This window comes from Roseococcus sp. SYP-B2431, assembly GCF_004336745.1.
GTDB lineage: Bacteria > Pseudomonadota > Alphaproteobacteria > Acetobacterales > Acetobacteraceae > Roseococcus.
This window is the reverse complement of record NZ_SJXD01000029.1, coordinates 69,699-81,893: the sequence shown is the minus strand read 5'-3', so window position 1 is coordinate 81,893 and position 12,195 is coordinate 69,699. Positions and strand designations below refer to the sequence as shown.

The following is a 12,195-nucleotide window of genomic DNA, read 5'->3' as shown; positions in this document are numbered from 1 at the left end:
CGGAACGGGCGTGCGCTGGCCGGATACGGGCAGGAGCACAGCCGATGGATCAGGCGACACACGACCATGCCGGCACCGAGGCCGTTTTCCTCCAGGACATCTGGACCGGGATCGGCGGGGATGCGGCGCATCTCGCCAGGGCACGCTTCACCGGCGAGGGCGGGCTGACCTCTGCCTTCGCTGCGACCCCGATCGCCGCGGCCTCGGTGGCGGCGGCCGGACTAGCGGCCGCCGAGCTGGCCGCGGCCCGCATCGGCGCCATGCCGGAAGTCGCGGTGGACCGCCGCCTCGCCTCCTTCTGGTTCGGCTGGTCGATCCGCCCGCAGGGCTGGAAAATGCCGGAGACCTGGGACGTGGTGGCCGGCGACTACGCCACGCGGGACGGCTGGATCAAGCTGCACACCAATGCGCCGCACCACCGCGCCGCCGCGCTCGCCGTGCTCGGCGCGCCGCCCGAGAAGGCCGCGGTGGCCAGGGCCGTGGCGACCTGGTCGGCGGAGGAGCTCGAAGCCGCGATCGTCGCCGCCGGCGGCTGCGCGGCGTCGATGCGCTCTCTCGCGGCCTGGGCGGAGCACCCGCAGGGCAGCGCCGTCGCGCAGGAGCCGCCGCTCTGGATCGAGACGACCGGCGCCGCGACGCAGCGCGACTGGCCCTTCGATCCGGCGCGTCCCCTCGCGGGGCTGCGCGTGCTCGACATGACGCGCGTGCTGGCCGGGCCGGTCGCCACGCGCTTCCTGGCGCTGCTCGGCGCGGAGGTGCTGCGCATCGATCCGCCCGGCTGGGAGGAGCCCGGCATCGTCCCGGAGATCTCGCTCGGCAAGCGCTGCGCCCGGCTGGACCTGCGCAGCCCGGAGGGGAAGGATCGCCTCGCCGAGCTGTTCCGCGGCGCCGACATCTTCCTCAACGGCTACCGGCCGGATGCGCTGGAGCGGCTCGGCTTCGGCACCGGGGCGCGCCATGCCCTGCGCCCGGGCCTCGTGGACGTGCGGCTCGACGCCTATGGCTGGACGGGTCCCTGGGCGGGCCGCCGCGGCTTCGACAGCCTGGTGCAGATGAGCTCCGGCATCGCCGACGAGGGCATGCGCCGCGCCGGCGCCGGCAAGCCCACGCCCCTGCCCGTCCAGGCGCTGGACCACGCGACCGGCTATATCCTGGCCGCCGCGGCGATGCGCGGGCTGACGCGGCGGGTGACGGAAGGGCTCGGCTCCGCCTCGCGCACCTCGCTCGCCCGCACTGCGGCGCTGCTGGTCTCGCGGCCCGCGCCCGAGGAGGGGCCGTTGGCGCCGGTCGGCGAGGCCGATCTGTCGGAGGCGATCGAGGAGACCAGCTGGGGGCCGGCCCGGCGCGTCCGGCCGCCGCTGGAGATCGCGGGGGTGCGGATCGGCACGGAGATCCCCGCGCGGAAGCTCGGCGGCTCGGAGCCGCGCTGGACGGCGTGACCTCCCGGTCGGCTCATCGTCGCTTTGCGAAGAATCCCACGATGCCGCGCGGCAGGAAGAGGATGAAGAGCACGAGCAGCACGCCATAGACGAAGGGCGCCGCTCCGATGAAGGCCGTGCCGAAGCCCACGCGCAGGACCTCCTCCAGGGCGATGGTGAAGACCGCGCCGACGCTCGGCCCCAGCATCGAATACATGCCCCCCGCGATGGCCCCGAAGACGATCTGCAGCGAGATGCCGATCCCCGCGAGCGATTCCGGGTTGAGGTAGAGCCGGTACTGCGCCCCCAGCGCCCCGCCCAGCGCCGCGATGCCGGCGGAGATGATCGTCACCCGCAGCTTCTCCGAGGTCACCTGGATGCCGATGGAGGCCGCCGCATCCTGGTCCTCGTTGATCGCGGCCAGCGCCTTGGAGGACATGCTGCGGTCGAGCATCCACCAGACCGCCAGCCCGAAGACCCAGACGAGCAGCGCCATCCACCAGAAGCCGGTCTTGGAGAACTGCATCGCGAGGAAGGGCGCGTCCGGCGCAAGGCGCGGCGTCATGCCGAGCGAGCCGCCCGTATGCTCGCGCAGCGCCACGATCAGCAGGCGCACGATCTCACCAGCGGCGAGCGTCACCAGCGCGAAGTAATGGCCCACCACGCGCAGCCGGAAGCAGGGATAGCCGAGCAGCGCCGCCAGGAGCATCGCCGCGCCCACGCCGATGGGCAGGCCGAGCCAGGGCGTCAGCCCCGCCTCGTTCCACAGCAGCGCCATCACATAGGCCGCCGTGCCGATGAAGGCGCCATGACCCAGCGAGACCAGGCCGAAGCGCCCCATCATCGCCCAGCCCGTGCCGGAGACCGCCATCAGCATCGAGGTGATGCCGAGATGCAGGAAGTAGTCCGGCGTGCCGAGCAGCGGCACGACGGCCAGGACCGCGACGATCGCGACGACGGCAGGGATCATCGGGCGAAGAGCCCCCGCGGCCGCGCGAAGATCACCACGATGAAGAAGCCGAAGGCGATGACGTAGCTCATCTCCGTGTTCCACCAGAAGCTGCCGGTGGAGACGATGACGCCCATCAGGAAGGCGGCGAGGAAACCGCCCAGCATGTTGCCGAGCCCGCCCATCACGCAGATCATGAAGGTGATCGGCCCGAAGGAGAGGCCGATGAAGGGGTGCACGTCGAGCTGCACGACCAGCAGGCAGGCCGCCAGCCCCGCCAGCGCGCCGCCCACCGCCGAGGCCACGACATAGACGCGGCGCGGGTCGACCCCCATGAGCGGCATCACCTCGCGATCGCGCGCGATGGCGCGGATCGCGATGCCGACATAGGTGAACTTCAGGAAGGCCCAGAGCGCCCCCGCCCCCACCAGCGCCGCGCAGAAGGCCGCGAGCTTGGTGCCGGAGATGAAGACGTCCTGCCATTCCATCGGCGGCAGCTCGACGCCGAGGCTGCGGAAATCCGTGCCGAAGACCAGCATGGCGCCCCCCTGCAGCAGGAAGAGCACGCCGCCCGTCGCGAGCAGCTGGTTGATGGGCGGCGCGCCCAGCAGCGGCCGCACGACCAGCAGATGCAGCAGCACGCCGAGCGCGGAGACCAGCGGCAAGGCGGCCGCGAAGGCCAAATAGAGCGGCCAGCCCTGCTGCGTGTGCAGGAACCAGACGCCGTACATGCCCACCATCACGAGCTCGGCGTAGCAGAGCCACACCACGTCCACGACGCCGAAGACCAGGTTGCAGCCCAGCACCGGCAGCGCGAAGACGCCGCCCAGCAGGATGCCGTTGAGGAGGGCCTCAAGCAGGAAGGGATCCATGTCAGTGCCCACCGAGGAAGGAATTGCGGATCGCCGGGTCGGCCGCCAGCTCGGCGGAGGCGCCCTCGGCCACCACGCGGCCGGCATCGAGGACATAGGCGCGGTCCACGACGCGCAGCACCTGCGCCACGTTCTGCTCGACGATGAGCACGGTCAGCCCCTCGTCGCGGATGCGCTTCACCAGCTCGAAGACCTGCGCGACGACCAGCGGCGCGAGGCCCGCCGAGGGCTCGTCCAGCAGGAGGATGCGCGGGCTGCACATGAGCGCGCGGCCGATCGCGCACATCTGCTGCTCGCCGCCCGACATGGTGCCGGCGAGCTGATGCCGCCGCTGCGCCATCTTCGGGAAGAGGCGGTACACATAGTCGGCGCGCTCGGCAAAGCGCTTGCGCGCGGCCGGGATATAGGCGCCGACGCGCAGATTCTCCTCCACCGTCAGATGCGGGAAGAGGCGCCGGTTCTCCGGCACATGCGCGATGCCGCTCGCCGGCAGCGCATGCGGCGGCGTGGTCGCGATGTCGATCTCGCCGAAGCGCGCGGTCCCGCTGCGCGGCCGCACCATGCCCGAGATCACGCGGAGCAGCGTCGTCTTGCCGGCGCCGTTCGGGCCGACCACGCCCACGGCCTCGCCGGGGCTGACGCGCAGGCCGACATCGAACAGGGCCTGGAAATCGCCGTAGCCGGCGCGGACTCCCTCCAGGACGAGGGCTGGCTCTTCCGCCCTCATGCGGCGCGCGTCTCCGGCGGGCCCAAATAGACCTCGGCGACCCGTTCGTCCCGCTGCGCCTCGCGCGGCGTGCCCTGGAAGATGACGGCACCATGATCCAGCACGACCACGCGATCCACCACGGAGAGCAGCACGCCCATGATATGCTCGACCCAGACGATGGTGATGCCACGCATGTCGCGGATGTGCTTCAGCATGTCGGCCGCCTGGCGCATCTCGCCGGCATCGAGGCCGCCCAGGCTCTCATCGGCCAGCAGCAGCTTGGGCTGGGTGGCGAGCGCCCGGGCCAGCTCCAGCTTCTTAAGCCCCGCCGCGCCAAGGCCGCGCACCGAGGCGGTGGCATCGGCCGGCAGCTGGGCCAGCGTCAGCGCATCGCGCGCGCGCCGCTCCGCCTCCGCCCGGCCGATGCGCTCCCTCGATCCGTAGAAGGCGGCGAGCGACGCGTTCTCCAGCAGCGAAAGCTCGCGGAAGGGCCGAGGGATCTGGAAGGTGCGGCCGATTCCTTTGCGGCAGGCATGGTCCGCGACGAGGCCGGCGATCTCCTCGCCGTCCAGCTTCACGCTGCCCGAGGTCGGCCGCAGCATCCCCGCGATGCAGTTGAAGGTGGTGGACTTGCCCGAGCCGTTGGGGCCCAGCAGGCCCAGGATCTCGCCCTGGGCCACGTTGAAGCTGACATCGTCCACCGCCGTGAAGCCGCCGAATTTCTTGGTCAGCCCCGTAACCTGAAGAAGCATCAGCTCCTCAGCGCGAAGGGGCTGCTCGCGGGGAAGGGCAGCACGGGCGGCCCGCTGGCGATGGCGGTCGGCCAGACGACCTTGGCGCGCGCCGCCTCGTATTGCATCACCACGGTCGAGCTGCGCTCGTTCTGGCCGGCCATCTCATGGCCCGGCGGATAGAATTTCAGCCCATGCCCCTGGATGGTGCCGCCGACCGGCAGGTCCACGCTTTGCGTCGCGCGGATCATCGCCTGGATGCTGCCGTCGCCCTCGCGCACCGCGGGCTTCAGCACGTGCTCCAGGAAGGTCCAGGCGCTGTTGAAGCCGGTGGAGGCGTGGGTCGGCAGGTCACGTGCGCGGGTCTTGGCCTCGTAGCGCTGCATCATCACCTGACGAAGCTCGCGCACCGCGGGGGTGAGCTTGTCGGGCTCCAGCATCTGCGTGCCGGCCGGGTCGACGTTGCAGAAGCCGTTGACCTCCGCGCCGAAGGTCTCGGTCAGGCGATCGATCTGGGAATAGCCGGCCCCCTGGCCGATGATCATCCGCGTGCGCAGGCCGCCCGCCTTGGCCTGGCGGAGGAAGAGCGTGATGTCCGGGTTGTAGCCGGTGTGCAGGATGACGTCCGGCCGCTCGCGGCGGAGCTTCGTCACCAGGGTCGAGAGGTCGGGCGCGGTGGCGGAATAGCCTTCATGCAGGACCACCCGCATGCCGGCCGCCTTCGCCAGGATCTCCGACGACGCCGCCACGCCGGTGCCGTAGGGCCCGTCCTCGTGGATGATGGCGACCCTCAGGTTGTTCGGCGCGATGCGGAAGGCGCGCTCGCTGTGCTCGGTCAGGAACTGGACCGAGGCCTCGCCGTATTGATCGGAATGCACGGTCGGCCGGAAGACATGGGTGAAGTTGCGCCCCTTGATGACCGCCGTGGAAATCGCCGTGGTGATCCAGAGCAGCTTCTTCTGCGCCTCGAAGCGCTGGGCGAGCGGCATGGCATGGGCCGAGCTGAAGACGCCCATCACCACGTCCACCCGCTCCTGGCTGATCAGGCGTTCCGCTTCGTTGATGGCGACCTCGGCGCGGCTCTGGCTATCCGCCGCGACGGCCTGCACGGGGCGTCCGCCGGCGCCGCCGCGCTCGTTGAACAGCTCAAAGGCAATCTCGGCGCCGGCGGCGCAGGCCTGCGATCCGGCCGCCGCGAAGGGCCCCGACAGGTCGAACATGACGCCGATCCGGATGGGCGGGCCGCTCGCGGGCTGGGCCATCGCGGAGAAGGGAAGCGGAGCGAAGGGCAGCGCAGCGCTGCCGGCGACGAGGCCGCGACGAGAAACGGACATGCATGGACTCCCTGCGTGCTGCGACTCTCCGGCCGCACCCTTATGGTCAGAGGGTTGCGGGTTGCTCCGCCGCGGTCAAGCAAAACAACGCGGACAGCGGCGTCGAGGCGACCGCCTTCGCGCGCCGGAGAGTTTCGCTACGTATCGTCTCTTATTGCCTTGCGAGCGGGCGCCGCGCGCCTAAGATCGACGCACGGAAGCGGCCGTCGAAGCGCCGCCTTCGCCAAGAACCAGAAGCAGGAGCACGTCCATGGCAGCCCCACCCTCCGCGCGGCGCGACCGCCTCAAGGCGCAATTTCCCAAGCTCGTCGAGATGACGAACACCTACGTCTACGGCGACCTCTGGGAGCGCGAGCAGCTCAGCAAGCGCGACCGCAGCATGGTGACCATCGCGGCCCTGGTCGCGCTCGGCTGGAAGGATCAGCTGGAAAGCCATATCGGCCGCGGCCTCGGCAATGGGCTGACGCGCGAGGAGGTCAGCGAGATCATCACCCATCTCTCCATGTATGCCGGCTGGCCCGCGGCGATGACCGCCTCGCACGTCGCCGTCGACGTGTTCGAAGCCGAAGACAAGAAGGCCTGACCTCATGAAGATCGGATTCATCGGCCTCGGCACGATGGGGGCCAGCATGGCCGCCAACCTGCAGAAGTCGCAGTACAGGCTCGTCGTCAACGACATGCGCAAGGCCTCGGCGGACAACGCCGTCGCCGCCGGGGCCGAATGGGCGGCGACGCCGCGCGACGTCGCGGAGCAATGCGACGTCGTCTTCACCTCGCTGCCCGGCCCGCCGGAGGTGGAGGCGGTGGTCTTCGGGCCGGACGGGCTGGCCGCGGGCGCGCATCCCGGCATGGCCTATTTCGACCTCTCGACCAACAGCCAGGCGATGATGCGGCGCGTGCATGCCGCGCTCGCCGAGAAGGGCGCGCAGGCCTTCGATTCCCCCGTGAGCGGCGGGCCGAAGGGCGCGCAGTCGGGCAAGCTCGCGATCTGGGTGGGCGGCGACAAGCCCACCTACGACAGGCACAAGAAGGTGCTCGACGCGATCGGCGACCAGGCGGCCTATATCGGGCCGATCGGCTCGGCCACGGTGGCGAAGCTGGTGCACAACATGTCCGGCTACGCGATCCAGACGGTGATGGCCGAGGTCTTCTCCATGGGCGTGAAGGCGGGGATGGATCCGCTGGAGCTGTGGAAGGCGGTGCGGCAGGGCTCGCTCGGCCGGCGCCGCACCTTCGACCGCATCGCCGACCAGTTCCTGATCGACAGCTACGATCCGCCGGCCTTCGCGCTGAAGCTGGCGCACAAGGATGTGAGCCTCGCGGTCGGGCTGGGGCGCGAGGTCGGCGTGCCGATGCGGCTGTGCAACCTGGTCATGGAGGAGATGACCGAGGGGCGGAACCGCGGCTGGGATGCGCTGGACTCGCGCATTCCGATGAAGCTGCAGCTGGAGCGCGCCGGGGTGGAGATCAAGTGCGATCCGGCGGCGGTGCAGGCGGTGCTCGACGCGAAGTAGGGCGGAAGGGTCGGCGGCTCAGGACGTGCCGCCGACCTTCACCCCCGCCAGCCGCTCCAGCACCTTGACGATCGAGGCGCTCTCTTCCTTCGCATAGCCGGCCGCGCGCGCCATCTGGTAGACCTGCTGCGTCACGTTCGCGAGCAGGATCGGCACGCCGAGCGCCTTCGCGAAGCCCGTCTCCAGCTCCTGATCCTTGAAGGCGATGTCGACGGTCCCGGCGGGCGTGAAGTCGCGGTTGACCATGCGCGGCGCGCTGCGCTCGAAGGCGTTGCTGCGGCCGGTGCAGACGCCGATCACCTCGATGATCTGATGCGGATCGAGGCCGGCCTTGGTGCCGAAGACCATCGCCTCCGCCACCGCGACGGTGTTCACCTGGAGCAGCATGTTGTTCAGCAGCTTCATCGCAAGGCCGTTACCGAGCGGCCCGACATGGAAGACGTTGCGGCCGAAGACGCGGAACATCGGCTCGCAGGCGGCAAAGGTCGCCTTGTCGCCGCCGACGATGACATTGAGCGTGCCCTCCTCCGCGCCGGTGACGCCGCCGCTGACCGGCGCGTCCAGCAGCGCGATCCCCCGCTCCGCCAGCACGCCGCCCATCCGCCGCAGCGCGAGGGGATCGATCGTGCTCATGCAGAGCACGACATGACCCGGCGCGGCGCCGTGCAGGAAGCCGTCCGCGCCGGTGATGACCTCCTCGGCCTGCGCCGTGGTCTCCACCATGCAGATCGTCCGCGACGTTCCGCGCGCAATGGCGGAAGGACGGGCGTCGACCTCCGCGCCATGGGAGGACAGCTCCTGCACCTTTCGCGCGTCGATGTCGTGCACGACCAGCCCATGGCCGGCCTTGAGGAGGTTGCGGGCCATGGGTGCGCCCATTTTGCCCAGGCCCACGAAGCCGATCTTTTCCATGCCGCGGTCAGTCCGCACGGGCGCCGGCGGCGCGGGCGATGACGCCCCAGCGCTCGGCCTCGCGCTTCACGAAGTCGTCGAAGGCCTGGGGCGTCGGCATGGTCATGGCCTCGATGCCCTGGGCGCGGAAATTCGCCTGGATCTCGGGAGAATTCGCGACCTCGGTGATCGCCCGATGCAGCCTCTCGATGATCGGCCGCGGCGTGCGCGCAGGCGCCATGACGCCGAACCAGTTGGTCGCCAGCACTTCGGGAAAGCCCTGCTCGACGGTCGTGGGCAGATCCGGCAGCAGCGAGGCGCGGCGCTCGCTCGCCACGGCCAGCGCCCGGAGCTTGCCCTCGCGGATCAGCGGCGCGAGGGGCGGCAGGTCCATGATGATCCCGTTCACCTGTCCGGAGATGGTATCCACCGCGGCCGGCATGGCGCCGCGATAGGGCACATGGATGATGCGGATATTGGCCGATCGGCGCAGCAGCTCGATCGCGAGATGCGGCAGGCCGCCATTGCCGGAGGAGGAGAAGGTCAGGTCGCGCCGCTTTCCGAGCTCCACAAGCTCGGCGAGGTTGCGCGGTCCCAGATTGGGCGTCACGCAGATGACCTCGGGCGTCAGGGCTACGCCCGCGACGCCCACGAAATCGCGCGAGGTGTCGTAGGGGATGCTGGCATAGGTGTGCGGGCTGATGGAGAGCGGGCTCGCCCCGGCGAGGGCCAGCGTATAGCCGTTGGGCTCCGCGCGGGCGACATGGACCATGGCGATGGTGCCGCTCGCGCCGGGGCGGTTGTCCACCAGCACCGTGCCGCCAAGAAGCTCGCCGAGGCGCGGCGCGATGATCCGCGCCACGGAATCATTCGAGCCGCCGGCCAGGAATCCGATGACGAGCTGGATCGGCCGCTCGGGCCAGTTCTGGGCCCGGGCCTCGCGCGCCGCGAGAGCCCCTCCGGCCGCGGCGGCGCCGAGGATGTGGCGGCGGGACATTCCTTCTGGGGACATTCGTTCCTCCTTATCGTTGGGCTGGCGGTCCAGCCGGCGGACGCGATCGCCAAGGGACTTTTCCGTTCGGTCTGGCCGGATGATGCGCTAGTGAGGCGGATGGCTGGGGCCGGGCGCCGGCCCGCCCACGGGATCGACGTCGAGCCGCGCCACGATGCCCGCGAGGTCGGGCCGGGGCGCGGGATAGCGGCGCATCACCTCGGGATCGTGGCCGGGGATGATGTGCTCGTGGGTGGGCGCCAGCTCCTCCAGCGTCTCGAAGCCCTCCAGCATCTCGCCGATATGGAAGGCCGTGGTGAAGGGCCGGCCGCTCTCCATGTTCTCGTAGAAATGCGTGACGTCGGAGGCGAGCACCACGGGCCCGCGCTTCGTGTTCACGCGCACGCATTGCAGGCCGGCGGAATGCCCGCCGATGCGGTGCAGCGTGATGCCCGGCGCGATCTCCTTCATGCCGTTGTAGAAGCGCACGCGCCGGGCGAAGTTCAGCCGCACCATGCCGACGACGTCGTCCGGCTCGAAGGAATGCGCGAGCTTCGGGAAGCGCATGTAGCGGCCGGTGGCATAGTGCATCTCCGGCTCCTGGAGATGGAACTGCGCCACGGGGAACTTGTGGAAATTGCCCACGTGGTCGTAGTGCAGATGCGTCAGCACCACGTCCTGGACCTTCGCGGGATCGACGCCCACCAGATTCAGGGAATCGATCGGGCAGCGCAGGAACTCGCGCTTGCGCCGCGCCGCCACCTCCTCGGTGAATCCCGTGTCCACGACGATGGCGCGCTCGCCGTCCACGGCCACCCAGACGAAATAATCCATGGGCATGGGCGAGTCATGCGGGTCGCCGCCGATGAAGTGCTCCTGGCGCTTCGCGGCGCGAGCGGCGTAGCGAATGGCGTAGAGATCATAGACGCCACTCATCGGCGCACCGCCCGGCGGATGCCCTGGACCATGTTCAACTCCCCCACGCAGACGTCCGTTCGCGGCGTCGCTTGGCTATTACGCTACGGCTCGTAGCGCTGAAGTCAAGCGGCCCTGAAATGCGTCAGGCGTCCTGGAGCGGGCGGGCATAGTCGCGGCACTGCGCCGCCGTCGGCCGGGCGATGCCCAGGTTCTCGCGCAGCGTCGAGCCGGCATAGTCCTTGTGGTACAGCCCGCGCCGCTGGAGCTCCGGCACCACCAGCCGCACGAAATCCTCGTAGCTGCCGGGCATATGCGTCGCCGCCATGACGAAGCCGTCGCAGGCCCCGCCCACGAACCACTCCTCCATCTGGTCGGCGATCATCTTCGGCGTGCCGACGAAGGCATGGTGCTCGCGGATGGTGCCGCGGCCCGAGACCTCCACGAAGTCGCGCACGCTCGGATTCTTCTTGCCGCTCAGCGTGATGACGCGGTCCCGGAAGCCCTGCCAGGACAGGCCGGCAAGTTCCGCATCGGTCAGCGGCTCGTCATAGGGCTTGCGGCCGAGGTCGTAGTTCAGCACCTCGGAGAGCAGCGTCAGCCCGTCGATGGGCCGTGCGGTGGATTCGATGATCGCCTTCTTCTCGGCGGCCATGTCGGCGCTCTCGGCGGGGATGACGTAGCAGGCGGGCGCCACGGTCACCTGGTCCGGGTCGCGCCCGGCCGCGGCAACCGCATCCTTGAACTCGCGATACTGCTTCTTGCCAGCCTCCAGGCTCGGATAGACGACGAAGATCACCTCGCCCCAGCGCGTGGCGAAGGCCTTGCCGCGGCCGCTCTGGCCGGCCTGCAGCAGCACGGGATGGCCCTGCGGCGAGCGCGGCACGGTGAAAGGGCCGCGCGAATTGAAGAACTTTCCCTTGTGGTCGAGGCGCCGGACCTTGTCGGGATCGGCGAAGTGGTCGCCTTCCTTGTCCTGGATGAGCGCGTCGTCGTCCCAGGCGCCCCAATGACCCATGACCACTTCCATGAACTCGTCGGCGCGGTCGTAGCGGAGGTCGTGCTCCAGATGCTCGTCCTGGCCGAAGTTCAGCGCCTCGGAATTGTTGAGCGAGGTGACGACGTTCCAGGCGACGCGGCCCTTGGTCATCAGGTCGGCCGTCGCGAAGACGCGGGCCACATGGTAGGGCTCGTAATAGGTCGTCGAATAGGTGGCGCCCAGGCCGAGCCTGGACGTGACCATGGCCATCGCCAGCATGACCGAGACGGGATCCAGCTTCACCGCGCGCACGCCGTGGGCCACCGTGTTGCGGAAGTCGTTGCCGTAGATGTCGGGCATGGCCAGCCGGTCGTCGAAGAAGGCCATGTGGAACTTGCCGTCCTCCAGCACACGGGCGATGCGCTGGTAGTAGTCGGGCGACATCATGTCGGTCATCGAGGAGGGGTGCCGCCAGGACCCCGGCAGGTTCGAGCAGTTCTGGGCCTGGAGAAAGGCCACCATGGCCATCTGGCGGGGCTGTTTCGGCATGCGGGGCGCTCCTGGATGTCTTCGTTGTTCAGACGGGAAGGTCGACGTCGAGCAGCGGCGCGTGCTGCTGGCAGCCATAGACGTCGGTGTCGCCGACCTCGCCCGAGGGGAGGAGGCGCGGAAAGGTGGCCTTGAAGGCCGAGGCGGCGTCGTAGGGCGTGAAGAGCACCTGGTTGGCGCTCACGCCGTAGAGGCGGGCGAAGAGCTCGGGGCCCAGGACGCCGCTCGCCTTCACGCGCTGGTAGAGGGCGGGATCGTCGAAGACGACGTCGAGGGTGAGTTCGAAGGGGCCGGCGTTCTTGCTCTTGCAGACCTTCGCGATGTCGCGGATCAGGGCCATGGC

General features: G+C 69.7%; 13 protein-coding genes. 3 read left to right on the top strand and 10 right to left on the bottom strand.

All coding sequences use genetic code 11. The features are described from left to right. The first annotated feature begins 44 nt into the window (after positions 1 to 44). Complete coding sequence (locus EJV46_RS20340; RefSeq protein ID WP_131550557.1) at positions 45 to 1,439, top strand: CoA transferase; 1,395 nt, start codon at positions 45 to 47, stop codon at positions 1,437 to 1,439. Positions 1,440 to 1,452: 13 nt separating this feature from the next. On the opposite strand, the gene EJV46_RS20335 is transcribed toward EJV46_RS20340, so the two are convergent. From EJV46_RS20335 to EJV46_RS20315, 5 genes are read right to left on the bottom strand one after another with little or no spacing between them, the layout of a single operon-like run. Further along, positions 1,453 to 2,388 carry a branched-chain amino acid ABC transporter permease gene (locus EJV46_RS20335; RefSeq protein ID WP_131550556.1) on the bottom strand — a complete coding sequence of 312 codons (936 nt, stop codon included), beginning with the start codon at positions 2,386 to 2,388 and terminating at the stop codon, positions 1,453 to 1,455. Further along, on the bottom strand, positions 2,385 to 3,239 hold the full coding sequence (locus tag EJV46_RS20330) for a branched-chain amino acid ABC transporter permease (protein WP_131550718.1): 855 nt from the start codon (positions 3,237 to 3,239) through the stop codon (positions 2,385 to 2,387). The genes EJV46_RS20335 and EJV46_RS20330 overlap by 4 nt, the downstream gene beginning before the upstream one ends. Position 3,240: 1 nt before the next feature. Then, complete coding sequence (locus EJV46_RS20325) at positions 3,241 to 3,966, bottom strand: ABC transporter ATP-binding protein (RefSeq protein ID WP_131550555.1); 726 nt, start codon at positions 3,964 to 3,966, stop codon at positions 3,241 to 3,243. Then, positions 3,963 to 4,700, bottom strand: a complete 738-nt coding sequence (locus tag EJV46_RS20320; RefSeq protein WP_131550554.1) for an ABC transporter ATP-binding protein — start codon at positions 4,698 to 4,700, stop codon at positions 3,963 to 3,965. Before EJV46_RS20320 ends, EJV46_RS20325 begins: the two co-directional genes overlap by 4 nt. Continuing rightward, positions 4,700 to 6,013, bottom strand: a complete 1,314-nt coding sequence (locus EJV46_RS20315) for an ABC transporter substrate-binding protein (protein WP_131550553.1) — start codon at positions 6,011 to 6,013, stop codon at positions 4,700 to 4,702. Before EJV46_RS20315 ends, EJV46_RS20320 begins: the two co-directional genes overlap by 1 nt. A 250-nt stretch (positions 6,014 to 6,263) precedes the next feature. On the opposite strand from EJV46_RS20315, the gene EJV46_RS20310 reads away from it, so the two are divergent. Beyond that, positions 6,264 to 6,596, top strand: coding sequence for a carboxymuconolactone decarboxylase family protein (locus tag EJV46_RS20310; protein WP_131550552.1), 333 nt, complete (start codon positions 6,264 to 6,266; stop codon positions 6,594 to 6,596). A gap of 4 nt (positions 6,597 to 6,600) precedes the next feature. After that, entirely contained in the window at positions 6,601 to 7,527 is a 927-nt protein-coding gene (locus tag EJV46_RS20305) for an NAD(P)-dependent oxidoreductase (RefSeq protein WP_131550551.1), read from the top strand. A gap of 18 nt (positions 7,528 to 7,545) precedes the next feature. Here EJV46_RS20305 and EJV46_RS20300 read toward each other — a convergent pair whose 3' ends face one another. The 5 genes from EJV46_RS20300 to EJV46_RS20280 all read right to left on the bottom strand — a co-directional run bounded on the left by EJV46_RS20300 (position 7,546) and on the right by EJV46_RS20280 (position 12,192). Beyond that, entirely contained in the window at positions 7,546 to 8,439 is an 894-nt protein-coding gene (locus EJV46_RS20300; RefSeq protein WP_131550550.1) for an NAD(P)-dependent oxidoreductase, read from the bottom strand. A gap of 7 nt (positions 8,440 to 8,446) precedes the next feature. Then, a complete protein-coding gene (locus tag EJV46_RS20295; protein ID WP_131550549.1) occupies positions 8,447 to 9,430 on the bottom strand; it encodes a tripartite tricarboxylate transporter substrate binding protein in 984 nt (327 codons plus the stop codon). A gap of 87 nt (positions 9,431 to 9,517) precedes the next feature. Continuing rightward, positions 9,518 to 10,345, bottom strand: a complete 828-nt coding sequence (locus EJV46_RS20290) for an N-acyl homoserine lactonase family protein (RefSeq protein ID WP_131550548.1) — start codon at positions 10,343 to 10,345, stop codon at positions 9,518 to 9,520. Between the two features lie 124 nt (positions 10,346 to 10,469). Next, positions 10,470 to 11,852, bottom strand: a complete 1,383-nt coding sequence (locus EJV46_RS20285; protein WP_206020887.1) for an LLM class flavin-dependent oxidoreductase — start codon at positions 11,850 to 11,852, stop codon at positions 10,470 to 10,472. A 28-nt stretch (positions 11,853 to 11,880) separates the two neighbouring features. Then, the gene (locus tag EJV46_RS20280) at positions 11,881 to 12,192 is read right to left on the bottom strand and encodes a DUF4387 domain-containing protein (protein ID WP_131550547.1); all 312 of its coding nucleotides are present in this window, start codon (positions 12,190 to 12,192) and stop codon (positions 11,881 to 11,883) included. Between the last annotated feature and the right edge of the window lie 3 nt (positions 12,193 to 12,195).